Here is a 24,505-nt window from a genome sequence, read left to right on the forward strand (position 1 = left end):
CTTATTTCTCACTCTCAACCAGACCGCGCACAAAGGCACGCTGCATGACTAACACCACCACCAGCGGTGGGATCAGGGTTAATAACATTGCCGCCATCACTTCATTCCACTGGGTCGGCGATCCGCTGGAGGAGATCATGCTTTTAATCCCCGCCACCGCCGTGCCGAGGCTGGCGTCGTTGATGATCAGTAGCGGCCAGAGATACTGGTTCCAGCCGTAGATAAAGGTGATCACAAACAGCGCCGCCAGATTGGTTTTCGACAGCGGCAGAACAATGTCGATAAAGAAGCGCATCGCGCTGGCACCGTCGATGCGTGCCGCCTCCACCAGCTCATCCGGCAGCGACATAAAGAACTGGCGGAACAGGAAGGTGGCGGTTGCCGAGGCCATCAGCGGCAGGGTTAATCCGCTGTAGCTGTCGAGCAGGTTGAGATCGGCAATCACCTGTACTGTCGGGAAGATACGCACCTCTACCGGCAGCATCAGGGTGATGAAGATCAGCCAGAAAAAGAGCGTGCGCAGCGGAAAGCGAAACCAGACCAGCGCAAACGCTGACAGCATCGACACCGTGATTTTGCCGAAGGTGATGCCCAGCGCCATGATCATGCTGTTGAGCAGCATCAGGCCAAACGCCGGCCCGTTGCCGTTGACGCCATGCGTCCAGATGCGCGAGATGTTCTCCCACAGGTGCGTGCCGGGCACCAGCGTCATCGGCACATGATAGACCGCTTCGTTATCCAGCGTCGCCGCCACAAAGGCAACATAGAGTGGAAACAGGATGGTGAGCACGCCCAGCACCAGCACGATGTGGCTGAAGAGATCCAGCCCGCGTCGATTCTCAATCATTGGTATTGCACCTTACGTTCAACAAAGCGGAACTGGAGCACCGTCAGCCCGATGACCAGCAGCATCAGCACCACCGACTGCGCAGCGGACGAGGAGAGATCCAGACCGGTAAAGCCTTCGCGATAGATTTTGTAGATCAGCGTGGTGGTCGCCTGCACCGGCCCGCCGCCGGTGGCGGCATCGATCACCGGGAAGGTATCGAAGAAGGCGTAGATCAGATTCACCACCAGCAGGAAGAAGCTGACCGGCGTAATCAGCGGCAGCGAGAGGTTGAAGAAGCGACGCACCGGTCCGGCACCGTCAATGGCGGCGGCTTCCACCAGCGATTTGGGGATCGATTGCAGTGCGGCGAAGAAGAACAGGAAGTTGTAGCTCATCTGCTGCCAGATTGATGCCAGCACAATCAGGAACATCGCCTGACCGCTGTTTTGCGCGTAGTTCCAGTTGTAGCCGATGTGGTTCAGCAGATAGCTGAACAGGCCCAGGCCCGGATTAAACAGGAACATCCACAGTACCGCGGCCACGACAGGCGCAACGGCGTAGGGCAGCAGCAACAGCGTCTGATAGAGACGGCGCAGCCGCACCACATAATCCACCAGCGCCGCCAGCAGCAGCGAAAAGACCATGCCGAACACCGTGACCATGCCGCTGAATTTTATGGTGGTCCAGAACGAATCCAGATAATAAGGATCGGCAAACAGGCGTCTGAAGTTTTCCAGCCCGACAAAGCTGCTGGCGATGCCAAAGGGATCGAGGCTTTGCAGCGAGTACCACAACGCTTCACCGGCAGGCCAGAGAAAGAAGATGGCGGTAATCAGCAGTTGCGGCAGCACCAGAAGATAGGGCAACAGACTGGTGCGAAAGACCGGACGAGATGAAGACATGGTGTACCTGGCGTCAGAGAGAGGGGCCAGCCTGAGCTGGCCCGCAAGGAGAGATTACTTCACCTGCTGCTGGAAGCGGCGCAGCAACTCGTTACCGCGTTTCACTGCGTTATCCATCGCGTTCTGCGGCGACTGCTTGCCGGTCCAGACGCTTTCCAGCTCTTCGTCGATCACGGTACGAATCTGCGGCATGTTGCCCAGACGCATGCCTTTGGTGAACGGCAGTGGCGGCTTGTTCATCATCTGACGGGTGGCGATATCCGCACCCGGATTCTTATCGTAGAAGCCCTGCTGTTTAGTCAGCTCGTAGGCGGCGGTGGTAATCGGCAGATAACCCGTTTTCTGGTGCCATTCCGCAGCGATTTCCGGTTTAGCGAGGAACTGCATAAACTCAGCCACGCCTTTGTAGGTTGTCGCATCTTTGCCTTTCATCACCCACAGGCTGGCACCGCCGATCAGGGCGTTCTGCGGCGCATTCGGCACGGTCTCGTCATACGGCATCATGCCAACGCCGAAGTTGAATTTGGCGTAATGACGGATATCAGCCAGCGAACCGGATGAGGCGGTGGTGATGCCACAGTCGCCGTTGTAGAACTTGGCGGTGGACTCATCTTTGCGGCCAAAGTAGGTGAAGTCCCCTTTCTTGTTCATCGCTTCCAGCAGCTCGATATGACGAACCAGTACCGGCTTGTTGAACTCCAGCACGGCGTCGAGTCCGTCAAACCCGTTGTTTTTGGTCGCTACCGGCAGAGCGTGCCAGGCGCTGAAGTTTTCAATCTGGATCCATCCCTGCCAGCCGCTGGCGTAGCCACAGCTCATGCCCGATTTGCGCAGTGCAGCGGCATCCGTCGCCAGCTCCTGCCAGGTTTTCGGTGGTTGATCCGGGTTCAGACCCGCTTTTTTAAAGGCATCTTTGTTGTAGTAGAGCACTGGCGTCGAGCTGTTGAACGGCTGAGAGATCAGCTGACCTTTGCTGTCGCTGTAGTAGCCCGCCACCGTTGGCACGAACTGCTTTTCATCAAAGGGGATACCGGCGTCTTTGAAGACCTGATGCACCGGCACAATCGCCTGCGAGGCCATCATGGTCGCCGTACCGACTTCATAAACCTGCAGCACCGCAGGGGCTTTGCCGCTGCGCACTGCCGCAATCCCTGCCGCCAGGCTCTGCTCGTAGTTACCTTTGTAGGTCGGAACAATTTTGTAATCGGGATGCGTCTGGTTAAAACGCTGTGCCAGCGAATCCACTTCTTTGCCTAGCTCGCCTTCCATAGAGTGCCAGAAAGGGATCTCAGTGGCGGCCATGGCATGGCTGCTGAGCGTCAGACCGAGCAGCACGCTCATCAGGCTACGACGAAAGGTAACGACGGACATAGAATTTTCCTGTGCAGGTAAATACGCGTGAAATCACGGATTTCTGTTTCGCGAAGTAACATGACACGGGGAAATGAAGGATTAATAACAGAAAGATGACAGCCGGGTGACAGACCGGTATGCGCAAAAGAGGAGGCTGGCAGCGCAGCGGTAACGCGTCACTGCTGCCAGGTTTTGGTTACATAATTTGCAGAGCGGCTGGGCAGTAAAAAAGCCCGCAGCGGATTCTACTTCACCAAATGCAAAAGGCGATGGCGGCCCCTCTAACACCGACACTCAAGGCCGTCTGCGCCGCATCACACACCCATTTTGAAGGCCGTCGGCGGCGCAGGCAGGTTGCGGGCGGACAGCGCGCAGCCACCGGAGCGTACACGTAGTACGTGAGGATGGCGAGCACTGCCCAACCGCAACCTGACCAGTAAGCCAGGCCTGTGTACCAAAGCGCGCAGTAACCGGAGCGTATATATATACGTGAGGATTACGAGCACTGCCCGGTGTCGAAATGGCAAGCAAGCCAGGCCTCTGAATATTAAGCTCCGAGGTACGCGCTGCGGACGGCTTCGTTGGAAAGAAGTGCTGAACCTGTGTCTTCGAGCACCACATGCCCGTTCTCCAGCACATAGCCCCTATCCGCCAGCTTCAGCGCCTGATTCGCATTCTGCTCCACCAGGAAAATCGTCATCCCCTCGCTGCGCAGCTGCTCAATGGTGTCGAAGATCTGCTGAATAATGATCGGTGCCAGTCCCAGCGACGGTTCGTCCAGCAACAGCAGGCGCGGCTGGCTCATCAGCGCACGGCCAATCGCCAGCATCTGCTGTTCGCCGCCCGACATCGTCCCGGCGCGCTGGATTTTACGCTCCTCCAGCCGCGGGAAGAGTTCATAAACGCGCTTGATACGTGTCAGATAGTCCGGACGGCTGGCAAAAAAGCCCCCCATCGCCAGGTTCTCTTCTACCGTCATGCGCGAAAAGACGCGCCGGCCTTCCGGCACGATGGCGATCGCTTCACGCATAATGCGCGAGGTTTGCCAGTCGGTGATGGTTTTGCCATCAAAGGTAATGGTGCCCTGCGTCGCGCGCGGCTCGCCGCACAGCGTACCCAGCAGCGTGGTTTTTCCGGCACCGTTAGCGCCAATCAGGGTGACGATTTCGCCCTGATTGATATAGAGACTGACGTTGTGCAGCGCCTGAATTTTGCCGTAGTGGGCGCTGACGTTCTCAATGGTTAACATCGCATTTGCCATCTCAGGCCTCTCCTAAATAGGCACGAATGACATCCGGGTTATTACGAATCTCTTCCGGCGTTCCGTTAGCCAGCGGCGTTCCCTGATTGACCACATAAATACGGTCAGAAATCCCCATCACCAGCTTCATATCATGTTCAATCAGCAGCACCGACACCTTGTGTTCGCCACGCAGTTCCGCAATCAGCGCATCCAGCTCGTGGGTCTCTTTGGGGTTAAGGCCCGCCGCCGGTTCATCCAGCATCAGGATTTCCGGGCGCGTCACCATACAGCGCGCAATCTCCAGCCGACGCTGCTGACCATAGGCCAGATTGCCCGCCTGACGGTTAGCCAGATCCAGCAGCCCCACCCGCTCCAGCCAGGTCGCCGCACGATCCAGCGCCTCGCTCTCACTGCGGCGAAACGCCGGGGTTTTCAGCAGACCGGAAAATACGCCGCTTTTCAGATGCTGATGCTGCGCCACCAGCAGGTTCTCAATGACCGTCATCTCACGGAACAGACGCACGTGCTGGAACGTCCGCACGATGCCCATCCGCGCAATCTTCTGGCCCGGCAACCCTTCCAGATGCTGCTCACGCAATGTGATCGTCCCGCCGGTTGGCTTGTAAAAGCCGGTCAGGCAGTTAAACACGGTGGTTTTACCGGCACCGTTGGGGCCAATCAGCGAAACGATCTCCTGCGGACGCAGCTCCAGCGCCACATTGTTCACGGCTAACAGACCGCCGAAGCGCATCATCAGGCCTTCAACGGCTAATAAAGGCTGAATCATGCCTGCTCTCCTTGTTTACCGGTTCTGAGCTTCAGATGCGGACGCTTCATCGGCAACAGGCCCTGCGGACGCCAGATCATCATCAGCACCATCAGGCCACCCAGCACCAGCATGCTGTACTCATTGAGATCGCGCATCAGCTCGCGTGACACCACCAGAAGGATGGCGGCCAGAATCACCGCAAACTGCGACCCCATCCCGCCCAGGACGACAATCGCCAGCACAAAGGCGGATTCGACAAAGGTAAAGGATTCCGGGCTGACAAAGCCCTGACGCGCCGCGAACAGGCTGCCGGCAAAACCGGCAAACGCGGCACTGATGGTAAAGGCGGTCAGCTTGATGCGAGTCGGGCTGAGGCCCAGTGAACGACAGGCAATCTCATCCTCGCGCAGGGCTTCCCAGGCTCGGCCCAGCGGCATCCGCAGCAGCCGGTTGATCACAAACAGCGTCAGCACCACCAGCAGCAGCGCTACCAGGTAGAGGAAGATAATGCGGTCACTGGGATCGTACTTCAGCCCAAAGAAGTTATGGAAGGTATCCCAGCCGCCTTCCCGCGGCGTACGGCCAAATTCCAGACCAAACAGCGTCGGTTTCGGGATCTGGCTGATGCCGTTCGGCCCGCCGGTCAGGGCGGTATTGTTCAGCAGCAGAATACGCACGATCTCACCGAAGCCCAGCGTCACTATCGCCAGATAGTCGCCGCGCAGTCGCAGCACCGGGAAGCCCAGCAGCAGACCAAACAGCGCGGCAACTATGCCGGAGAGCGGCAGGCACTGCCAGAAGCCGAGACCGTAATAGTGGTTCAGCAGCGCAAAGGTGTAGGCACCGATAGCGTAAAAGCCGCCATAACCCAGCACCAGCAGGCCAGAGAGGCCGACCACCACGTTTAAGCCCAGACCGAGCATCACGTAGATCAGCGTCATGGTGGCGATATCCACGGTGCCGCGTGACACCAGGAATGGCCAGGCAACGGCGGCGATAATCAGCACCGCCATCACCAGCTTCTGCTTCGGCGTCGAGCCATCCAGACCCGGTAACACCAGCGCCGGACCGGAAATTTTCTTCAGGCCGCTTTGCCATACCGGACGCAGCAGCTGAAACAGAAACACCACCGCACAGCCTGTGGCGATCCAGTTCCAGCGCACGCTACCGGCGTTCTGCACCACCAGATTAGTGCCGTCCAGATTCAGGCGCAGCCCCATAAAGAAGGTAGCGAGCACCAGCAGCATCACCGAGGAGATCAGGGCATTGATAAAGGAAGTCTTCATACTTTTTCGACCTCCGGGCGACCCAGAATCCCGGTCGGCATCACCAGCAGCACCACAATCAGCAGGGCAAACGAGACCACATCTTTATATTCCGTGCTGAGATAGGCCGAGGTCAGCGCCTCGGCGATGCCCAGTACCAGACCACCAATCATCGCGCCCGGAATACTGCCAATCCCGCCCAGCACGGCGGCGGTGAATGCCTTCATACCTGCCATAAAGCCGATGAAGGGGTTGATTGAACCGTAGAACTGTCCCAGCAATACGCCCGCCACCGCGGCCATCGCGGCACCGATGACAAAGGTCAGCGAGATCACGCGATCCGTATTAATTCCCAGCAGGCTGGCCATTTTTAGGTCTTCTGCGCAGGCGCGGCAGGCGCGGCCCATGCGTGAATAGCGGATAAAGGTGGTCAGCGCCAGCATCGCCAGGAACGTCACCACCCAGATCACTATCTGCATGGTGGAGATGGTAGCGGCAAAGCCGTTGCTCTCGCCTACCGTCCACTGTCCGGTAATCAGACTCGGCAGCGCCAGGTCGCGTGAACCCTGCGTCAGGCTGACGTAGTTTTGCAGGAATATCGACATCCCGATGGCGGAGATCAGCGCAATCAGGCGCTTGGACGAGCGCACAGGCCGGTAGGCGACGCGCTCAATGCTCCAGCCGTAGGCGCTGGAGATAATTACCGCCATCACAAAGCCGGCCGCAATCATCAGCCAGGTGGTGTCGATGCCCATCATCATCAGGGCGGCAATCACGATAAAGGAGACATAGCTACCGATCATGTAGACCTCGCCGTGGGCGAAGTTGATCATGCCGATAATGCCGTAAACCATGGTGTAACCGATGGCGATCAGCGCGTAGGTGCTGCCCAGGGTCACACCGTTAAACATCTGCTGAATAAAATAGAGAAACTGCTCGGACATACCTTGACCCTTACTTAACCGATCATGGGCGATCGGGGTACAAAAAACGCCTGGCAGACCAGCACCAGGCGTTCGTGTCGCTGGTCAGGGGAAACCGGTTAACCGGCCTCCCGCTCACCACAAAACAGCCTGGTTTACTTCACAGCAGTCGAGGTGCCATCGGCATGCCATTTAAAGACGCCGAATTCAAAGCCCTTAAGGTCACCCTTCTCATCCCAGTTCAGGTTGCCCATCACGGTTGGCACCGCCGCACCTTCCTTGAGGTTTTTCACGATAGCGTCCGGCTCAGCGCTCTTGCTGCGCTCCATGCCGGTTGCCAGCGACTGCAGTGCGGCATAGGTGGTCCAGACGAACGGTCCGGTCGGATCCAGTTTCTTCGCTTTCAGCGCTTCCACGATCGGTTTGTTGGTTTCAACCTGGTCGTAGCGTTTTGGCAGGGTCACCAGCATGCCTTCAGAAGCGGCACCGGCGATGTTCGACAGCGAGGCGTTACCCACGCCTTCCGGTCCCATAAACTGGGTTTTCAGGCCCGCAGCACGTGCCTGACGCACGATCTGACCCATTTCCGGGTAGTAACCGCCGAAATAGACGAAATCGACGTTCTCTTTCTTGAAGCGCGCGACCAGCGTAGAGAAATCTTTATCGCCAGCGGTGATACCTTCAAACATCACGATATTGGCGCCCTGCTTTTTCAGGCTCTCCTGTACGGAGCGCGCCAGGCCTTCGCCATACTGCTGTTTGTCATGCACTACGGCGATGCGCTGCGGTTTAAGCTCGCTCATCACATATTTCGCGGCGGTCGGCCCCTGATCGGAGTCGAGACCGGTGGTGCGCATAATCAGTTTATAGCCGCGGGAAGTCAGGTCAGGGGCGGTCGCCGCCGGGGTAATCATCAGCACGCCTTCATCTTCATAGATGTCAGAAGCGGGCTGGGTGGATGAAGAGCAGAGATGGCCGATCACGTAGCGGATGCCGTCGTTAATCACCTTGTTCGCTACCGCAACCGCCTGTTTCGGGTCACAGGCGTCGTCATATTTCACCGCAACCAGTTTGTTGCCGTTAAAACCGCCTTTGGCGTTGATATCTTCAATCGCCTGAGTCGCACCGGCGAACTGCATGTCGCCGTACTGCGCCACCGGGCCAGACATTGCGCCGACAATCGCCACTTTGATATCTTCAGCCAGCGCCGCATGGCTCATCGCCAGTGCTACACATCCCGCCAGTAATGCGCGACCTTTCATTTTCATCCTGACTACCCCATTTGTTTTGTCGTGTATGTTGTGAGTGTTTGTGCTGTCAGATAAAGTCGAAAACTGATTAAGCATGAATGAGTTAGCGTACTTTTCTGACATTTTTTATTAATAAGGCTTTATTTTTCAGGTTATTAAACAGGAAGTTTCTTCTGTAAATCAACTGACATATTCAGAATTGACTGAGTGAAACAGCATAATACACTGGAGGCAACGGCCGGTTTTTCACCGCTTTGCCAGCGCGTTATGCTGGATTGATCGCACGCTCTCCCTGTTTACAACTATCATCCTGGCATCCCGACCATCTTTTGACCTGTTTTATTGATGAAAATGTGGTAGCACTCTGGTTGTACATTTTCGCTGCACTTTCCCCTGTTACAGAGGTTTTTGTTATGAAGCTCACTATCCAGCGTTTAACCACGCTGACCGCGCAGGACCGCATCGATCTTGGCAAAGTCTGGCCGGATCTGGAGATTGAACAACTGGAGCAGCAGCTGGATGAGCGCCATCGTCTCTATGCTGCCCGTTTTAACGACCGGCTACTGGCGGGTTTGCAGCTGGAAATCGCCGGGATCCACGGCAAAATTCACCGGCTGTCGGTGCGCGATGTCACCCGGCGACGCGGGGTGGGACAATATTTACTGGAGGAGACGATCAGGCAGAATGGGTCGATAGCGGACTGGTGGATTGCCGATGATGGCAGTGACGATCAGCAGGTGCGGGCAGCCTTTATGCAGGCGTGTGGCTTCAGGGCGCAGAGTGACGGCTGGATAATGGCGGTAGAATAGTCAGGCGCAGAAAAACAAAAAGGGCGACATAAAGTCGCCCCTTAAGATGTCGAAGTGCGTTACGCTTCGATCGCCATACGCAGTTTCTTCATGGCGTTCTTTTCCAGCTGCCGGACACGTTCGGCTGACACGCCGTACTGATCGGCCAGCTCCTGCAGCGTGGTTTTATTGTCTTCGTCCAGCCAGCGGGCGCGAATGATGTGCTGACTACGCTCATCCAGACCTTCCATCGCATAGCTCAGCTTGTCAGCCGCATGCGCATCCCAGTTATCCTCTTCAATGCCGTCAGCAAAGTCAGAGGTTTTATCCTGAAGATAAAGCACGGGTGCCATAGAGCGGCCTTCGCTGCTCTCGTCGTCGGCAGACATATCAAAGGTCATATCCTGCGCGGCCATACGCGATTCCATTTCACGCACATCTTTGCTGCTTACGCCCAGCTCACGCGCAACCATCTCGACTTCGTCCTGATTGAACCAGCCCAGCCGCTGCTTGGTTTTACGCAGGTTAAAGAACAGCTTACGCTGTGCTTTGGTGGTCGCGACTTTCACGATACGCCAGTTACGCAGCACGTATTCGTGAATCTCCGCTTTAATCCAGTGCACGGCAAACGAAACCAGACGCACGCCCACTTCTGGGTTGAAGCGACGTACCGCTTTCATCAGGCCGATATTGCCTTCCTGGACCAGGTCAGCCTGTGGCAGACCGTAGCCGGAGTAATTACGAGCGATATGAACTACAAAGCGTAGGTGAGACAGGATCAGCGTCTTTGCCGCATCCAGATCGCCCTGGTAATGCAGCCGTTCAGCCAACGCTTTTTCCTCTTCTGCCGAGAGCATCGGCCAGGTATTCGCAGCCCGGACGTAAGACTCCAGGTTGCCAAGAGGAGCAATAGCTAAAGTTTGCATTTCTTTGGTCATTCAAACCCTCACAAATTCAGTGGAATTGCCGCACATTTCCCTGCGCAGACGATACATTACGTCAACGTCGCGCGAAATCCGAAAGCAATCTGTGCTACTTAGAGTGGTAAAGTTATCCACAAGTTCAATTATAGCGGTGAATATTTTACACACAGATGACAGGAAGGGAAGAGGGGAATATCCTCTGCACCCACCATCGGTAGCAGAGGACCATTATAACAAAAAAATGTTGCAGGCGTTTACTGCGGCGTAAATCGACGTAAATGTTGTACCGTTGCCAGCCACGCAGCCACCCAGCCGATGATCGCCGCAATCAGTAACAGCAGCAGCGCCTCATCCCAGGAGAAGCCTTCCAGCGAGAAGGTGGTACCAAATACCGTCGCTACACTGGCAACAACGGACTGCAGACGCAGCACCAGCACTTCCGACAGCAGCAGCGACAGCACCGCCCCGCTGAAGCCCAGCAGCGCCCCGCCATAGAGGAACGGACGCAGGATAAAGCCGTCAGTGGCACCAATCAGCTTCTGCACGTTAATGGTGTCGCGTCGGGCAAAGATGCTGAGCCGGACGCTGTTACCGATCACCAGGAACACTGCCACGATCATCAGCACGCCAATCATTGAAGCGATCTGCCCCACCAGCCCGGTCAGCGCCGCCAGCCGCGCAAACCAGCTATCATCCATACGCACTTCATCCACGCCCTGCACTTTGGTCACCCGATCGCGCAGGCTTTGCATGGTGTCTGAGTTCTGGAAATTGAGCTTAGGTGTGATGATGGCCACCGCAGGCAGCGGATTCTGCTCCAGCATATCCATTGCGCCGCCAAAGCCTGACCAGTTGCGGAACTCGTTCAGCGCCTCTTCCCGCGTCAGGTAGTTGACGTTATCCACGCCTTCGACCTGCTTGAGCTGCGCCACCACGTTTTCTGCCGCCGTGTCATCCAGCGTTTTGGAGAGATAAACGGTTAACTGCGGCGCCGGATACCACTGCGTTGCCGCCTGGCTGACGTTTTTCCACACCATGTAGCAGACGCTGGGCAGCGTCAGTGAAATGGCGATGACCATCACCGTCAGCAGGGTTGCCAGCGGCTGACGCCACATATCAGAAAGCGTACCGCGCAGCGCATAGCGCCACTGCTCCTGCCAGCCGCCTTTCAGCGCTTTGCTCTTCGACTGCTGCTTCGCTTTCGGCGCAGCCGGACGTTTAATGCGTTTATTGACCATCGTGGCCTCCGTGCAGACGTCCCTGATTCAGCGTCATCATCCGGTAGTTGCGTCGGGCGATAAGACCGCTGTCATGCGTCGCCATCAGGACGGTGACGCCGACGCGGTTAAACTCTTCGAACAGGCGCAGAATATCTTCTGACAGCGCGTCGTCAAGGTTACCGGTCGGTTCATCGGCCAGCAGCACGGCTGGCTTGTTCACCACCGCACGGGCGATGCCCACACGCTGCTGTTCACCGCCAGAAAGCTGAATCGGATAACTTTTCGCTTTGTCGAGCAGACCCACTTTATCCAGTGCCGCCGAAACGCGACGACGAATGTCTTCGCCGCTGGCACCGGAGATAATCAGCGGGATCGCCACATTTTCATAAACCGAACGATCCATCAGCAGGTGGTGATCCTGGAAAATCATGCCGATCTGACGACGCAGGAAAGGCACCTCGCTGTTACGCAGGCGGGAAATGTCATGGCCGCTGAACCAGATTTTTCCGGCACTCGGGCGCTCAATGCCACAAATCAGCTTCAGCAAGGTACTTTTACCGGCACCGGAGTGGCCGGTCAGAAACGCCATTTCGCCGGGACGCAGACGGAAATCTACCCCCTGCAGCGCCTGACGTCCGCCGAGATATGCCTTACTGACCTCTTCAAAGCGAATCATCCTAATTAGTCCTCTCGGGCAAACAGTGCCTCAATAAAATCTTCCGCCTTAAACGGCCGTAAATCTTCAATGCCTTCACCGACACCAATGTAGCGAATCGGAATACCGAACTGATCGGCCACCGAGAAGATCACGCCGCCTTTGGCGGTGCCATCCAGCTTGGTGAGCGCAATCCCGGTCACGCCAACGGCTTCATTAAACAGTCGGGCCTGGCTGACCGCATTCTGTCCGGTGCTGGCATCCAGCGTCAGCATCACTTCGTGTGGCGCTGAATCATCCAGTTTCTTCATCACGCGGGTGATTTTTTTCAGCTCTTCCATCAGATGCGATTTGTTCTGCAGACGACCCGCGGTATCGGCAATCAGCACGTCAACGCCACGCGATTTCGCGGCCTGAATAGCATCGAAGATCACCGAAGCGGAATCTGCACCGGTGTGCTGAGCAATCACCGGAATGTTATTGCGCTGGCCCCACACCTGCAGCTGCTCAACAGCCGCGGCGCGGAAGGTATCACCAGCCGCTAACATCACAGATTTGCCTTCAGCCTGATACTGGCGCGCCAGTTTACCGATGGTGGTGGTTTTACCTACGCCATTGACACCAACCATCAGGATAACAAACGGCGTTTTGCCTGAGACTTCAAGTGGCGCATCCACTTTTGCCAGAATCGAGGCCATCTCCGCTTTCAGCAGACCGTAGAGCGCTTCCGCGTCACGCAGCTGCTTGCGGTTTGCCTGCTGGGTCAGATGCGTGATGATGCGGCGAGTGGTATCCACACCCACATCCGCAATCAGCAGTTGCTCTTCCAGCTCGTCAAACAGCTCATCATCAATCTTTTTGCCACGGAACAGGCTGACAAAACCGGAACCGAGGTTCTGACGGGTTTTCACCAGGCTGCGCTTCAGGCGGGCAAAGAAGCCCTCTTTGCTGGGACGCTCCTGCTCCTGCACGATGAGTGGCGCGGCGGCCAGCGGGAGATCGCTGACGGTATCGGATAATGTCTCTGCCGGTTCCGTGTCGGTGACTTCAGCTTCGCCCAGTGCCAGTGCGGTCAGCTCTTCTTCGGTGAGCGGTGCTTCCGCTTCACTGTCCGGGGTTTCAACGATCGCAGCCTCGTCCGGCGTCAGCGCTTCATCGCTTAACGGCGCTTCGGCTTCGCTGTGCGGGGTTTCAACGATCCCGGCGTCATCCAGCGCCAGCGCGGTCAGCTCTTCTTCGCTTAATGGCGCGTCCGCTTCGCTGTCCGGGGTTTCAACGATCGGGGCGTCGCCCAGTGCCAGCGCGGTCAGCTCTTCTTCGCTTAACGGCGCATCGGCGGGTTCCGCATCAACGGCTGGTTTTACCACGTCGTCGGCGTCAATAACCGGCGTCGCGTCATGTTCAGGTGCGGTGATTTCCAGTAGCGCTTCAGGATCGGCCTCAATCGGCGCAGCTTCATCCAGCACCATGGGTGCTGACTCGTGCGGCGCTGCCGCGGTGACTTCCGCCTCACGCTGCTGCCCGGCCACCGTTTCGGTGATAACGACAGTCTCTTCCGCTTGCGCTTCAGCCTGGCTTAATGCCGGGGCGTCCTGTTCTGCCTGCTGCTCTGCGGGTTCTGCGACCTCTTGTGTCTGCTCCTCCGCGACAGGTTGTTTCTCTTCCTCTTTGCCAAATCCCAGCCAGGAAAAAAAGCCACGTTTTTTCTCTTTTGCCATTGTGTGACGACACTCCTCGATGGCTTTGTCCCGGTCGCGCGTGGTTTCCAGGGGTAAATCAATGAAAGTTGGTCAGCGCCAGACCGGCGTAAACCGCAGAATAATGCATGACTTCAGCAACTCAGTAGTCTAACACTTTCCAGCCAGCTCACCACAGCACCCTTTTTTAACGTTTCTTCTCACCGATTCGCCCGTTAAACTACGCAACAAATTATGACGAGTTGTGAGCAAGATGAATAAAAACCCCCGCAGTACAGGCGGTGCCGGGCAGATTCGCATCATTGGCGGCCAGTGGCGCGGACGCAAACTGCCGGTGCCGGACAGCGCCGGACTGCGCCCGACCACCGATCGGGTACGTGAGACGCTGTTTAACTGGCTGGCCCCGGTGCTGCCAGAGGCGCGCTGCCTCGACTGCTTTGCCGGTAGCGGCGCATTAGGACTGGAAGCCCTGTCGCGTTACGCGGGATCGGCGACGCTGCTGGAGCTGGAACGGCCGGTGGCGCAGCAGCTGACAAAAAATCTGCAGACGTTGCGCGCCAGTAATGGCACCGTGATTCAGACCAATGCGTTAAGCTGGCTGGCACAGCCAGGTGAACCGTTTGATGTGGTGTTTATCGATCCGCCGTTTCGTCAGGGATTGCTGGAACAGACGTTACAGCTGCTGGAGCAGAATCACTGGCTGGCCGATCAGGCGCTGATTTACGTCGAAAGTGAAGTGGAAAATGGCGCACCGCCGGTGCCGCCAGAGTGGGATCTTTATCGCGAGAAAATAGCCGGACAAGTGGCTTATCGTTTGTATCAACGTCAACAGGAGACGCAGGATGTTACTTAATTTGGGGCGTCTGTTGATGCTATGCGTGTGGGGATTTCTGCTGGCTAACCTGGTTCATCCCTACCCGAAACCGCTGACTTATTTTATCAACGTTGCGCTGATTTTCATGATCCTGATGCATGGCCTGCAGCTGGTGTTACTTCGCACCACGCAGACCAAAGATGCGCCGCCGATTGACCGCGTCACCCAGGCCAAAGTGTTTCTGTTCGGGGTGTTCGAACTGGTCGCCTGGCAGAAGAAAAACTTCCCACGCAAGAAATAATCCCGGGCGGGCGCGATGCCCGCCGGTTACTGCCGGGGTGTGAAGCTGATAAAGCGCGTGCCCTGCATCTTCAGCTCGCCTCTGGCGCCCTTGTCCAGCTGATGATATTCCGCCTCTTTAAGCTGCACTTTGATGTCGCTGGCACCGTTCAGCGGGTGAAACAGCACCTCGTAGCGCATCTCTTCCCCGGCGATCACTTCCCGCTGCCGTGAACGGCGATTGGGTGCAGGAAATTCACGTTTGGTTTTGACCTCAGCCTGCAGAGAACGCTCGGGTGAAGCGTCATTCACCGCCACTTCCCGGCGCTGCTTAATGAACTGACGGGTCGCCAGCACGGCGATAATCGCCAGAACGATGATAAAGATTAGCGGCGGTTTGCTCATAGCGATCTGGTGCCTGCAGGATGATTAATCAGGCGGCAAAGCATACAACCAGAGTTGCCTGATTGTCACATCTCAGAGGCTTAACCTAAACTGGAAGGGATATTTTGGGATCTTTCACCATTTTGAACAAAAAAGGGAGAAACAATGCTCTGGTCTTTCCTCGCTGTACTTTTCTCCGGCTGGCTCTATGTCGACGCCACCTATCGCGGCCCGCAATGGCAACGCTGGTTATTTAAGCCGGTCACGCTGCTGCTGCTTGTCGGGCTGGCCTGGCAGGCACCGGTGCTGCAGACTACGGACTACCTGATTCTGGCCGGTCTGGTCGCGACGCTGGTCGGTGATGCGTTAACGCTGCTGCCGCGTCAGCAGATGCTCTATGCCATCGGGGCTTTCTTCCTGTCGCACCTGCTTTATACCCTCTGCTTCGCCGCCAGCATGACCATGACCTTCTTCTGGCCGATTCCGCTGACGCTGCTCATCATCGGTGCCGCCCTGATTGGCATCATCTGGAGCCGACTGGAAGATCTGCGCTGGCCTGTCTGCACCTTTATCGGCATGACGCTGGTGATGACCTGGATAGCGACCGAGCAGTACTTCTTCCGCCCGACCGATTACAGCTTCTCGATCATGGTGGGTGCCGGTCTGCTGCTGCTGGCAAACGCCGTCTGGTTTATCTCACACTATCGTCGCCGCTTTACCGCCGACAGCGCGATTGTCGCCGCCTGCTACTTCGCCGGTCACTTTATGATCGTGCGCTCGTTGTGGGTCGTCTGAAAAAATAGCCTTGACTCTGGAGTTCACTCCAGAGTGTAGGATAAAGGATGGGCTGCGTTGCTCATCCCACTATTCTTACACTCTGGAGGTCATATGCATCAACATCACGCCTGTGGCTGCGGCAAACCCCGTGCCAGTCACGCCGCAGCAAAACCGCTGTGCCAGGTTCGCCAGGCCCGCCCCCTCTCCCTTTCTATTCATGCCGCGACGCCTGTCCCTGCCGAGACGGCAGGCTGTTGCTGTGACAGTCACTGCAGCCCTGGCAACGACGCCGACACCGCTGAGGAAAGCGACCGGCGAGGTGCCGACAGTTATCCCTTTAGCTGGCAGGTCAGCGGGATGGATTGCCCGTCGTGTGCCCGCACCATTGAAACCGCTGTCCGTCAGGTAAGTGGCGTGACCGACGCCCGTGTGTTGTTCAGCAGCGAGAAACTGGTGGTCAACGCTGACCAGGATGTACAAAACGCCGTTGAACAGGCGGTGAAAAAAGCTGGCTTCCAGCTCGCAACCCCATCAGCCACGTCGGCCACACCCCCCGCTACGCCGGGCTGGCAGCATAACCGGATGCTGATTTTGCTGGCGCTGCTGGTGCTTGCCAGCAGCATTCTCAGCCAGTTCGCGCCCGCCTGGGGCGATCGGCTGTTTGTGCTGACCACGCTGGTCGGCCTGGTCCCGGTGGCGCGCGGCGCCTGGCAGCGTCTGCGCAGCGGATCGCCTTTTACTATTGAGACATTAATGACGCTGGCGTCAGCTGGCGCACTGATTATTGGCGCACACGCTGAAGCCGCGATGGTGCTGGTGCTGTTTCAGCTGGGCGAACAGCTGGAAAGCTATGCCGCTTCCAGGGCGCGCAGCGGTGTTACCAGCCTGATGGCGTTGCGGCCTGAATCGGCGATCCGCCTTGAACAGGGCAAACGTACTGAGGTACCGCTCGCAGCGCTGCAACCCGGCGATGTGATTGAAGTCGCGGCGGGCAGCCGCTTGCCGGTCGATGGCAGCTTAATCAGCCCGCTTGCCAGTTTCGATGAGAGCGCGCTGACCGGTGAATCGCTACCGGTAACGCGGGCCAGCGGCGAAAAAATTCTTGCCGGTGCCACCAGCGTTGATCGGCTGGTGATGCTGGAAGTGGTGTCGAAGCCGGGTGAAAGCGCGATCGACCGTATCCTGCAGCTGATTGAAGAAGCGGAAACGCATCGTGCGCCGGTCGAACGCTTTATCGACCAGTTCAGCCGTATTTACACGCCGCTGGTCATGCTGCTGTCGCTGCTGGTGATGGTGGTGCCGCCACTGCTCGGCGCAGGCGACTGGCAGCCGTGGATCTACAAAGGGCTGACACTGCTGTTGATTGGCTGCCCCTGTGCACTGGTGATCTCCACGCCTGCCGCCATTACCTCCGGGCTGGCTGCAGCGGCGCGACAGGGCGCACTGATCAAAGGCGGTGCGGCGCTGGAGCGGCTGAGTTCGGTGCGCAGAATGGCGTTTGATAAAACCGGTACCCTGACGCTGGGCAAGCCACAGCTGACGCAGATCCTGCGCTTTGGCACGGCCAGCGAGTCAGAGATGCTGGCGCTGAGCGCCGCTGCGGAACAGGGTGCCACCCATCCGCTGGCCAGCGCTATCGTGGCGGCCGCGCAGGCGCGTGATCTGGTGATTCCTGACGCGCAGGATCAGCAGGTGCAGGCGGGACGCGGCATCAGCGCGAAAGTCGCTGGCCAGCAGATTCAGCTGCTGACGCCCGGCCATGCACCCGGTCTGACGCCGCAGCAAAATGCGCAGATAGCGCAACAGGAAGCCGAAGGTGAAACGCTGGTGGTGCTGATGCGCGATGGCGAATCGCTGGGTGCGCTGGCTCTGCGCGATCAGCTGCGCGACGACGCCGTCGAGGCGTTAAAGGCGCTGAAAAAGCTGGGTATTGAGAGCCTGATGCTGACCGGCGACAATCCGCGCGCTGCGGCGACCATTGCCCGCCAGCTCGATATTGATTATCGCGCCAGTCTGCTGCCCGCCGATAAAGTCGCGGCGATCCGTGAACTGAGTCAGCAACAGCCGCTGGCGATGGTCGGGGATGGCATTAACGACGCGCCGGCAATGAAAGCGGCAACGCTGGGCATTGCGATGGGCAGCGGCACCGATGTGGCGCTGGAAGCGGCCGATGCTGCCCTGACGCGTAATCAGCTCAGCAATCTGGCTCCGATGATTGCGCTGGCACGCCGGACACGGCGTATCATCCGCCAGAATATCGGTATTGCGCTGGGGCTGAAGGCGATTTTCCTGGTCACAACCCTGCTGGGTCTGACCGGACTCTGGCTGGCGGTGCTGGCAGATTCGGGTGCGACCGCGCTGGTCACCGCCAACGCGCTGCGGTTACTGCGTCGCCGCGCCTGAGCAGGCGGCTTCTGATCTGAAGAGTGAGGTTAACGCGGCCTGTACGGCTGTCGTTAACCCGCCATGCCTTTGCGGATCAGAAACTGATAGGGCAGCGTGTCGGTTTGCTGCGCCAGCAAGCCATGTTCCATAAAGCGGCAGAAGCCGGGAATATCACGCGTGGTGGCCGGATCATCGGCGATGATCAGCAACGTCTCGCCATCCTGCAGGCTGCGTACGGTTTTGCGCACCATCATCACCGGCTCCGGGCAACGCAGGCCACGGGCATCCAGCTGATGGTCGGCAGAGGAAAAAGCATCGCTCATAATCAACTCGGTTCAGGTAAGGGGCGCTCATTCTAGCGCGTGCTGGCGGTGAAGCAAGGCGATAACGATTGCGCTAAAATTAACCATTGCATAAAAAGCACAACGCGGTAAGATGCCGCCGCTTTTTGCTCATAAAACTGCCAGGCGCTGCCCGAACGGCGTCCCGCAATGGGTTCCCTCACCCCAACATTAAAAAGGTTGAATATGCTCGCATTTTCTTCGCGTCAGCGCATGCATGCGCTTTTCTGGTTATCGCTGTTTCACCTGCTGGTGATCACTTCGAGTAACTATCTGGTTCAGCTGCCCATTTCAGTGTTTGGCTTCCACACCACCTGGGGTGCATTTAGCTTCCCGTTTATCTTCCTGGCGACCGACCTCACCGTGCGTATTTTTGGCGCACCACTGGCCCGACGCATTATTCTGGCCGTGATGATCCCGGCACTGTTTATCTCTTACAGTGTCTCGGCGCTGTTCTATCAGGGTGAATGGCAGGGCTGGCAGGCACTGGAAGTGATGAATCTGTTTGTTGCCCGTATCGCCTGCGCCAGCTTTATGGCTTACGCGCTGGGTCAGATCCTCGACGTTCACGTGTTCAACCGTCTGCGTCGCCTGCCACAGTGGTGGATTGCGCCGGGCTGCGCCATGTTCCTGGGGAATATCAGCGATACGCTGGCCTTCTTCTTTATCGCCTTCTATAAAAGCCCCGATGCGTTTATGGCGCAGCACTGGGTTGAGATTGCCCTGGTGGATTACAGCTTCAAAGTGCTGATCTGCATGGTCTTCTTCCTGCCCGCCTACGGCGTGCTGCTCAACGCGGCGCTGAAACGTCTGGCTGAACGCCAGACCGCCCGCCAGGTCAATTTCGGCTAAGCGCCCATACGGTTTCCACTACTATCCGCTAAGATCTTCTGACAATCATCAGGTTGCGTTTGCAACCTGATTCCTGTTGTATTAATGCCTGACTGGAAACTTAAAAAGGGATTCTGATGCGCAACCTGGTGAAATATGTAGGAATGGGTTTACTGGTACTCGGCTTAGCGGCCTGTGACCAGAAGAAAGATGAAGCGGCGAATGACAACGGCGTCAGCGCCAGTCAGTCGGCGCAAACCGTCACGCTGATGGATGGCAAACTGAGCTTCTCGCTGCCACCAGGCATGTCCGATAAAAGCGGTAAACTGGGTTCGCAGACCACTAACATGCACGTTTATGCTGATGAAACCGGTGCCCGCGCCATTATTGTGATTGCCGGCGACCCGACCAATGATGGGCTGGATGTGCTGTCGCAGCGCATGGAACAGCAGCAGCGTAACCGCGATCCGCAGTTGCAGGTGGTGTCGAACAAATCTGTGACGCTGAAAGATCAGCCCGCGCAGCAGCTGGATACGGTGATTTCTGCCAACAACCAGACCTCATGGTCTTCGGTGGTTCTGGCGAAAGTGGATGGCAAACTGGTGACGCTGCAGATTACGCTGCCAGGTGATAATCAGCAGCAGGCACAGAGCGATGCTGACAACATCGTGAAAAGCATTACGCTGAAGTAAAAAAAAAAGCTGGCTTCCCTGCACGGCGGGGAAGCCAGCCTTCGGTCTGAAGGGCTTTTTATAAGCCTGCATTCTCGCGAATATATTTCCGCGCTTTCACCGCATATTCAAACGGATTGGCCAGTGCCGGATCCTGCTCCGCTTCAACCACCATCCAGCCTTTATAGCCGTAATCATCCAGGATTTTGAACACCGGTCTGAAGTCGATCACGCCATCGCCCGGTACGGTAAAGGTGCCCTTTTTCACTCCTTCCAGGAACGAGAGATGGTTCTCACGCACCTCGGCGACCACCTCATCACGCACATCCTTAAGATGAACGTGGAAGATGCGCGGCAGATATTTCTCCAGTACCGCCAGCATCTTCTGCTGGGAGCCTTCGGAGTAGTAGACGTGGCCGGTGTCATAGAGCAAACCGACCTGCTCGTCGGTCATCTCCATAAACCGGTCAATCTCTTCAGTGGTCTGAATGCCGGTGCCCATGTGGTGATGCAGCGTCACGCGCATCCCCTTCTCCGCCGCGATGCGGGCCAGTTCGTTGTAGCCTTCCGCGGTTAACTGCCACTCTTCATCGCTGAAAATGGCCTTCTCTTCAAACACCGCAAGCCCGGTGCCCTGAATACTTTTACTCTGTTCAGAACAGCCAATCACCCGCGCGCCCATCGCATGCAGGAAGTTCATATGCTCGATGAACTGTTCGATGGTTTTCTGTTTGTCGCCGTTGGCGAAAAAGGTGCTGAACCAGGCGTTACAGATCTCGATGCCGCGAATGTCGAGCATCGGTTTCAGGATCGCCGGATCGCGGGGATATTTGCTGCCTACTTCGCTGCCGGTAAAGCCAGCCAGCGCCATCTCACTGACGGTCTGCTGGAAGGTATTCTCACTGCCGAGATCCGGCATGTCATCGTTGGTCCAGCCGATCGGGGCGATCGCCAGTTTTACATTCTCTTTGTTCATTATCTTATTCCCAGGCGGAGAGCGGCCATGCCGCATAGACAGCTAAATCAGTTATAGAAAGCAGGACGCGGCGGCATCTCTACCGGCTCAATCGCACCACTGTTCTGCGCTTTAATGCAGGCATCGGCGGCGACTGAGGCGGCAAAGCCATCCCAGGCAGAAGGACCGGTCAACTGGCCCGCTTTGATGTCGTTGATAAACGCCTGCAGCTCAACGTCATACGCTTCGATAAAGCGATCTTTCCAGTCCACCAGAATGGTGTTCGAGAGGCGGGCCTCTTTGCGCAGCTGCACCGAAGAGGGCTCTGGCAAGCGCGCAATCCCCTCTTCACCCACCACTTCACACTGGATGTCATAGCCGTAAGCGCAGTTAACGAAGATCTCGACGTCAATGCGAACCCCTTTCTGGGTTTCAAACAGCACGATCTGCGGATCTTTCAGCTGACTGTGTGACTTCGAGGTGACGCGCGGGAAGACTACCTGCACCGTTTTATAGTCATCGTTTGTCAGCCAGCGCAGCACATCCAGCTCGTGGATCAGGGTGTTGGTGATCGCCATCGGCGTGGTGTAGTTCTCCGGCACGGTCGGGTTGCGGTGCGCACAGTGCAGCATCAGCGGCTCACCGATATCGCCATCGGTGATCACTTTTTTCAGTGCACGGTAGCCCGCATCGTAAGGACGCATAAAGCCGACCTGCACCAGGCGTTTACCCGCCTGAATCTCTGCATCCACGACCCGGCGGCAGCCCTCAGCGCTCATCGCCAGCGGCTTCTCACAGAACACCGGTTTACCGGCGGCAATCGCCGCTAAGGTGAACTCTTCATGGGTCGGATCCCATGAGGTGACCAGCACCGCATCAACATCCGGAGACTGAATCACGTCGTGTCCATTTTCGAATACCTTCGCCTCAATATTCAGGCGTTGCAGTGCGGCACGCGCGCCTTCGACATTAATGTCAGAGACGGCAACCACCTGTGCACCCTGCAACACATGGCTGCAGCGACGAATATGTTCCTGACCAATTGCACCTGTACCGATGACGCCAAGTTTCAAAGTCATAATTACACCTGTGTAGGGTTCGTACGGAGAAGAGCAAAACGGGCCGTGGCACGGCCCTGAAATTAATATTTTCGCGCCTGATCCAGATGGCTGTTGAGCTTGTCCGCCACCGCCTGAGAACGTTCGGTCTTCGAGGCCTGCGCCACGCCGACGTGCCACCAGCTGAAATATTTGTGAATCATGGTTTTTGGCAGCACTTTGATGTCGATAAGGGTGGAAACCGTCTGCGTGCGGGCATCTTCCAGCGCCGCCTTGAGCTGCTCCAGCGTGGTCACACGATAGGTTTTGCAGCCATAACCGGCGGCGATAGCGGCAAAATCGACCGGGATAAAGCCGCCGTCCAGCTTGCCACCTTCCGCATTACGGAACCGGAACTCGGTGGTAAAGCTGTCCATACCGTGTTCCATCTGCAGGTTATTGATGCAGCCGTTGGTCATGTTATCCAGCAGCACTACGTTGATCTTCGCCCCTTCCTGAATCGAGGTGACCAGCTCTGAGTGCAGCATCATAAAGGAGCCATCACCGACCAGCGCATAGACCTCGCGCTGCGGCTGCGCCAGCTTCACACCCAGCGCGGCATTCACTTCATAACCCATGCAGGAGTAGCCATATTCAACGTGATAGGCGTTGTAATCTTTGGTGCGCCAGACGCGCTGCAGGTCGCCCGGCAGACTGCCCGCCGCTGCCACTACCACTGCGTCTTTTGGCAGTTGCTCATTTAAGGTGCCGAGCACGCTGCTTTGCGTCAGCAGCGACTGGGTCAGACGGTTAATCTCAGCGAACACCGCCTTACGGTCGAGATGATCCGCAATCTCCGGCACAAAGTCGCCATCGTGATATTCCACCTGGTAGACACGCTGCGTCTCTTTCAGCAGCTGGCTCTGTGCCTGCTCAATCTGGTTGCCCCAGTCGTTGCTGTAGTGCTGCGAGGCCAGACCGGCGGTGAGCGCGGTCAGCCCTTCGCGGGCATCGGCCAGCAGCTGCACGCCATCGAGCTTGTAGCTGTCAAAGTTGCTGACGTTGATGTTCAGGAAGCTGACATCGGGATGCTGGAAAATCCATTTCGACGCGGTGGTGAAGTCGGTGTAGCGGGTGCCGATGCCGATCACTAAATCGGCCTCTTTCGCCAGCAGGTTAGCCGCCAGACAGCCGGTTTCGCCCACGCCGCCGACATTCAGCGGATGGTCAGAGACCAGCGTGCCTTTGCCCGCCTGCGTCTCCGCAAAGGGAATCTGATAGCGCTCGGCAAACTGGCGCAGCGCCTCGCCCGCTTCGGAGTATTTCACTCCGCCGCCGCAGATAATCATCGGCTTGCGCTTACGGTTAATCAGCGTCAGGGCATCTGCCAGCTGCGCCGCCACCGGCAGGCGGCGATCCAGACGGTGCACCCGTTTCTGGAAGAAGTAGTCCGGGTAATCCCAGGCTTCGCCCTGCACATCCTGCGGCAGCGACAGCGTGACCGCGCCGGTTTCTGCCGGATCGGTCAGTACGCGCATGGCGTTGATACAGGCGGACATCAGCTGTTCCGGGCGGCTGACGCGATCCCAGTATTTGCTGACGGCGCGGAAGGCATCGTTGGTGCTGATGCTGAGATCGTAGCTCTGCTCAATCTGTTGCAGTACCGGATCGGGCTGGCGGGTGGCAAAGACGTCGCCTGGCAGCAGCAGCAGAGGAATCCGGTTGGCGGTAGCGGTCGCCGCGGCGGTGATCATATTGGCCGCACCAGGCCCCACAGACGAACTGCAGGCGATAATCTGGCGGCGCAGCGACTGGCGCGCAAAGCCGGTGGCTGCATGAGCCATGCCCTGCTCATTACGGCCCTGGTAGACCACCAGATCGCCGCTATCCTGTTCCAGCGCCTGGCCCAGCCCCAGCACGTTGCCATGTCCGAAAATGGCGAAGATGCCTTTTACGAACTTCGTCTCAACGCCATCAACATCAATGAATTGATTATCAAGAAATTTAACCAGCGCCTGTGCCGTGGTCAGTCTGATAGTGCCCATATTCTTCCTTACATGCTGGTGGACCCCGACTTCCGCGACAGCACGCCAGGCGTTGTCATCGGCGGAAAAGGCGACCTGAATAACTGAAACGTGAGGCGATTATAAACAAATATATTTTTCATAAAACACGATTACAGAAGAAACATTTCATTTTGCGAGTGAGATCAAA

At 57.2% G+C, this 24,505-nt stretch carries 24 protein-coding genes; 7 read left to right on the forward strand and 17 right to left on the reverse strand.

Annotated elements, in window-relative coordinates:
• Position 1: 1 nt before the first annotated feature.
• The 8 genes from ugpE to LC417_RS18525 all read right to left on the reverse strand — a co-directional run bounded on the left by ugpE (position 2) and on the right by LC417_RS18525 (position 8,552).
• Positions 2 to 847: a sn-glycerol-3-phosphate ABC transporter permease UgpE gene (ugpE, locus tag LC417_RS18490; protein ID WP_223566215.1), complete on the reverse strand. Its 846-nt coding sequence runs from the start codon at positions 845 to 847 to the stop codon at positions 2 to 4.
• Positions 844 to 1,731 (reverse strand): sn-glycerol-3-phosphate ABC transporter permease UgpA, encoded by an 888-nt coding sequence (ugpA, locus tag LC417_RS18495; RefSeq protein ID WP_187507254.1) that lies wholly within the window; start codon positions 1,729 to 1,731, stop codon positions 844 to 846. Before ugpA ends, ugpE begins: the two co-directional genes overlap by 4 nt.
• A 54-nt stretch (positions 1,732 to 1,785) precedes the next feature.
• On the reverse strand, positions 1,786 to 3,102 hold the full coding sequence (ugpB, locus tag LC417_RS18500; protein ID WP_010253297.1) for a sn-glycerol-3-phosphate ABC transporter substrate-binding protein UgpB: 1,317 nt from the start codon (positions 3,100 to 3,102) through the stop codon (positions 1,786 to 1,788).
• A 529-nt stretch (positions 3,103 to 3,631) separates the two neighbouring features.
• Positions 3,632 to 4,345, reverse strand: a complete 714-nt coding sequence (livF, locus tag LC417_RS18505) for a high-affinity branched-chain amino acid ABC transporter ATP-binding protein LivF (RefSeq protein ID WP_029519452.1) — start codon at positions 4,343 to 4,345, stop codon at positions 3,632 to 3,634.
• A 1-nt stretch (position 4,346) separates the two neighbouring features.
• On the reverse strand, positions 4,347 to 5,114 hold the full coding sequence (gene livG, locus LC417_RS18510) for a high-affinity branched-chain amino acid ABC transporter ATP-binding protein LivG (RefSeq protein ID WP_010253302.1): 768 nt from the start codon (positions 5,112 to 5,114) through the stop codon (positions 4,347 to 4,349).
• Positions 5,111 to 6,382: a high-affinity branched-chain amino acid ABC transporter permease LivM gene (locus LC417_RS18515; protein ID WP_010253305.1), complete on the reverse strand. Its 1,272-nt coding sequence runs from the start codon at positions 6,380 to 6,382 to the stop codon at positions 5,111 to 5,113. The genes livG and LC417_RS18515 overlap by 4 nt, the downstream gene beginning before the upstream one ends.
• Complete coding sequence (gene livH / locus LC417_RS18520; RefSeq protein WP_009087789.1) at positions 6,379 to 7,305, reverse strand: high-affinity branched-chain amino acid ABC transporter permease LivH; 927 nt, start codon at positions 7,303 to 7,305, stop codon at positions 6,379 to 6,381. Before livH ends, LC417_RS18515 begins: the two co-directional genes overlap by 4 nt.
• A 134-nt stretch (positions 7,306 to 7,439) precedes the next feature.
• Entirely contained in the window at positions 7,440 to 8,552 is a 1,113-nt protein-coding gene (locus LC417_RS18525; protein ID WP_223566216.1) for a branched-chain amino acid ABC transporter substrate-binding protein, read from the reverse strand.
• A 395-nt stretch (positions 8,553 to 8,947) separates the two neighbouring features.
• Between LC417_RS18525 and panM the strand changes: the two genes are divergently transcribed.
• Positions 8,948 to 9,343 carry an aspartate 1-decarboxylase autocleavage activator PanM gene (panM, locus tag LC417_RS18530; protein WP_033759053.1) on the forward strand — a complete coding sequence of 132 codons (396 nt, stop codon included), beginning with the start codon at positions 8,948 to 8,950 and terminating at the stop codon, positions 9,341 to 9,343.
• 59 nt (positions 9,344 to 9,402) lie between these two features.
• Here panM and rpoH read toward each other — a convergent pair whose 3' ends face one another.
• The 4 genes from rpoH to ftsY form a co-directional block, all read right to left on the reverse strand.
• Positions 9,403 to 10,260: an RNA polymerase sigma factor RpoH gene (gene rpoH, locus LC417_RS18535; RefSeq protein ID WP_010253314.1), complete on the reverse strand. Its 858-nt coding sequence runs from the start codon at positions 10,258 to 10,260 to the stop codon at positions 9,403 to 9,405.
• Between the two features lie 239 nt (positions 10,261 to 10,499).
• A complete protein-coding gene (gene ftsX / locus LC417_RS18540) occupies positions 10,500 to 11,483 on the reverse strand; it encodes a permease-like cell division protein FtsX (protein WP_010253316.1) in 984 nt (327 codons plus the stop codon).
• On the reverse strand, positions 11,473 to 12,141 hold the full coding sequence (ftsE, locus tag LC417_RS18545; protein ID WP_010253318.1) for a cell division ATP-binding protein FtsE: 669 nt from the start codon (positions 12,139 to 12,141) through the stop codon (positions 11,473 to 11,475). Before ftsE ends, ftsX begins: the two co-directional genes overlap by 11 nt.
• Before the next feature lie 5 nt (positions 12,142 to 12,146).
• Positions 12,147 to 13,838: a signal recognition particle-docking protein FtsY gene (gene ftsY / locus LC417_RS18550; protein ID WP_191921914.1), complete on the reverse strand. Its 1,692-nt coding sequence runs from the start codon at positions 13,836 to 13,838 to the stop codon at positions 12,147 to 12,149.
• Positions 13,839 to 14,070: 232 nt separating this feature from the next.
• Between ftsY and rsmD the strand changes: the two genes are divergently transcribed.
• Positions 14,071 to 14,670: a 16S rRNA (guanine(966)-N(2))-methyltransferase gene (gene rsmD, locus LC417_RS18555; protein WP_010253321.1), complete on the forward strand. Its 600-nt coding sequence runs from the start codon at positions 14,071 to 14,073 to the stop codon at positions 14,668 to 14,670.
• Entirely contained in the window at positions 14,660 to 14,932 is a 273-nt protein-coding gene (locus LC417_RS18560; RefSeq protein WP_003852192.1) for a DUF1145 family protein, read from the forward strand. The genes rsmD and LC417_RS18560 overlap by 11 nt, the downstream gene beginning before the upstream one ends.
• A gap of 26 nt (positions 14,933 to 14,958) precedes the next feature.
• On the opposite strand, the gene LC417_RS18565 is transcribed toward LC417_RS18560, so the two are convergent.
• Positions 14,959 to 15,315 (reverse strand): DUF2500 domain-containing protein, encoded by a 357-nt coding sequence (locus LC417_RS18565; RefSeq protein ID WP_022624010.1) that lies wholly within the window; start codon positions 15,313 to 15,315, stop codon positions 14,959 to 14,961.
• Between the two features lie 144 nt (positions 15,316 to 15,459).
• Between LC417_RS18565 and LC417_RS18570 the strand changes: the two genes are divergently transcribed.
• Both LC417_RS18570 and LC417_RS18575 read left to right on the forward strand, forming a co-directional pair.
• Complete coding sequence (locus LC417_RS18570; RefSeq protein ID WP_010253326.1) at positions 15,460 to 16,089, forward strand: lysoplasmalogenase; 630 nt, start codon at positions 15,460 to 15,462, stop codon at positions 16,087 to 16,089.
• Positions 16,090 to 16,182: 93 nt separating this feature from the next.
• Complete coding sequence (locus tag LC417_RS18575) at positions 16,183 to 18,474, forward strand: zinc/cadmium/mercury/lead-transporting ATPase (RefSeq protein WP_223566217.1); 2,292 nt, start codon at positions 16,183 to 16,185, stop codon at positions 18,472 to 18,474.
• A gap of 53 nt (positions 18,475 to 18,527) precedes the next feature.
• On the opposite strand, the gene tusA is transcribed toward LC417_RS18575, so the two are convergent.
• On the reverse strand, positions 18,528 to 18,779 hold the full coding sequence (tusA, locus tag LC417_RS18580; RefSeq protein WP_010253330.1) for a sulfurtransferase TusA: 252 nt from the start codon (positions 18,777 to 18,779) through the stop codon (positions 18,528 to 18,530).
• A 204-nt stretch (positions 18,780 to 18,983) separates the two neighbouring features.
• Here tusA and LC417_RS18585 point away from each other — a divergent pair, with 204 nt between their 5' ends.
• A complete protein-coding gene (locus LC417_RS18585; protein WP_010253331.1) occupies positions 18,984 to 19,649 on the forward strand; it encodes a 7-cyano-7-deazaguanine/7-aminomethyl-7-deazaguanine transporter in 666 nt (221 codons plus the stop codon).
• A gap of 116 nt (positions 19,650 to 19,765) precedes the next feature.
• Positions 19,766 to 20,320 (forward strand): DcrB family lipoprotein, encoded by a 555-nt coding sequence (locus tag LC417_RS18590; RefSeq protein ID WP_010253333.1) that lies wholly within the window; start codon positions 19,766 to 19,768, stop codon positions 20,318 to 20,320.
• Between the two features lie 58 nt (positions 20,321 to 20,378).
• On the opposite strand, the gene iolE is transcribed toward LC417_RS18590, so the two are convergent.
• The 3 genes from iolE to iolD form a co-directional block, all read right to left on the reverse strand.
• Positions 20,379 to 21,275, reverse strand: coding sequence for a myo-inosose-2 dehydratase (iolE, locus tag LC417_RS18595; RefSeq protein ID WP_010253335.1), 897 nt, complete (start codon positions 21,273 to 21,275; stop codon positions 20,379 to 20,381).
• 47 nt (positions 21,276 to 21,322) lie between these two features.
• Entirely contained in the window at positions 21,323 to 22,333 is a 1,011-nt protein-coding gene (locus LC417_RS18600; protein WP_062759558.1) for a Gfo/Idh/MocA family protein, read from the reverse strand.
• Positions 22,334 to 22,395: 62 nt separating this feature from the next.
• Positions 22,396 to 24,336, reverse strand: coding sequence for a 3D-(3,5/4)-trihydroxycyclohexane-1,2-dione acylhydrolase (decyclizing) (gene iolD, locus LC417_RS18605; RefSeq protein ID WP_223566218.1), 1,941 nt, complete (start codon positions 24,334 to 24,336; stop codon positions 22,396 to 22,398).
• Between the last annotated feature and the right edge of the window lie 169 nt (positions 24,337 to 24,505).

The sequence above is a fragment of the Pantoea sp. OVA07A genome, assembly GCF_019969975.1.
Taxonomy (GTDB): domain Bacteria; phylum Pseudomonadota; class Gammaproteobacteria; order Enterobacterales; family Enterobacteriaceae; genus Pantoea; species Pantoea agglomerans.

Coding starts and splice junctions, on each gene's coding strand:
- panM (WP_033759053.1), top strand. CDS start 8,948: ATGAAGCTCACTATCCAGCGTTTAACCACGCTGACCGCGCAGGACCGC.
- ugpA (WP_187507254.1), bottom strand. CDS start 1,731: ATGTCTTCATCTCGTCCGGTCTTTCGCACCAGTCTGTTGCCCTATCTT.
- rsmD (WP_010253321.1), top strand. CDS start 14,071: ATGAATAAAAACCCCCGCAGTACAGGCGGTGCCGGGCAGATTCGCATC.
- iolE (WP_010253335.1), bottom strand. CDS start 21,275: ATGAACAAAGAGAATGTAAAACTGGCGATCGCCCCGATCGGCTGGACC.
- ugpE (WP_223566215.1), bottom strand. CDS start 847: ATGATTGAGAATCGACGCGGGCTGGATCTCTTCAGCCACATCGTGCTG.
- livF (WP_029519452.1), bottom strand. CDS start 4,345: ATGGCAAATGCGATGTTAACCATTGAGAACGTCAGCGCCCACTACGGC.
- iolD (WP_223566218.1), bottom strand. CDS start 24,336: ATGGGCACTATCAGACTGACCACGGCACAGGCGCTGGTTAAATTTCTT.
- LC417_RS18590 (WP_010253333.1), top strand. CDS start 19,766: ATGCGCAACCTGGTGAAATATGTAGGAATGGGTTTACTGGTACTCGGC.
- livH (WP_009087789.1), bottom strand. CDS start 7,305: ATGTCCGAGCAGTTTCTCTATTTTATTCAGCAGATGTTTAACGGTGTG.
- LC417_RS18525 (WP_223566216.1), bottom strand. CDS start 8,552: ATGAAAATGAAAGGTCGCGCATTACTGGCGGGATGTGTAGCACTGGCG.
- ftsE (WP_010253318.1), bottom strand. CDS start 12,141: ATGATTCGCTTTGAAGAGGTCAGTAAGGCATATCTCGGCGGACGTCAG.
- tusA (WP_010253330.1), bottom strand. CDS start 18,779: ATGAGCGATGCTTTTTCCTCTGCCGACCATCAGCTGGATGCCCGTGGC.
- livG (WP_010253302.1), bottom strand. CDS start 5,114: ATGATTCAGCCTTTATTAGCCGTTGAAGGCCTGATGATGCGCTTCGGC.
- rpoH (WP_010253314.1), bottom strand. CDS start 10,260: ATGACCAAAGAAATGCAAACTTTAGCTATTGCTCCTCTTGGCAACCTG.
- ugpB (WP_010253297.1), bottom strand. CDS start 3,102: ATGTCCGTCGTTACCTTTCGTCGTAGCCTGATGAGCGTGCTGCTCGGT.
- ftsX (WP_010253316.1), bottom strand. CDS start 11,483: ATGGTCAATAAACGCATTAAACGTCCGGCTGCGCCGAAAGCGAAGCAG.
- ftsY (WP_191921914.1), bottom strand. CDS start 13,838: ATGGCAAAAGAGAAAAAACGTGGCTTTTTTTCCTGGCTGGGATTTGGC.
- LC417_RS18565 (WP_022624010.1), bottom strand. CDS start 15,315: ATGAGCAAACCGCCGCTAATCTTTATCATCGTTCTGGCGATTATCGCC.
- LC417_RS18570 (WP_010253326.1), top strand. CDS start 15,460: ATGCTCTGGTCTTTCCTCGCTGTACTTTTCTCCGGCTGGCTCTATGTC.
- LC417_RS18575 (WP_223566217.1), top strand. CDS start 16,183: ATGCATCAACATCACGCCTGTGGCTGCGGCAAACCCCGTGCCAGTCAC.
- LC417_RS18585 (WP_010253331.1), top strand. CDS start 18,984: ATGCTCGCATTTTCTTCGCGTCAGCGCATGCATGCGCTTTTCTGGTTA.
- LC417_RS18515 (WP_010253305.1), bottom strand. CDS start 6,382: ATGAAGACTTCCTTTATCAATGCCCTGATCTCCTCGGTGATGCTGCTG.
- LC417_RS18560 (WP_003852192.1), top strand. CDS start 14,660: ATGTTACTTAATTTGGGGCGTCTGTTGATGCTATGCGTGTGGGGATTT.
- LC417_RS18600 (WP_062759558.1), bottom strand. CDS start 22,333: ATGACTTTGAAACTTGGCGTCATCGGTACAGGTGCAATTGGTCAGGAA.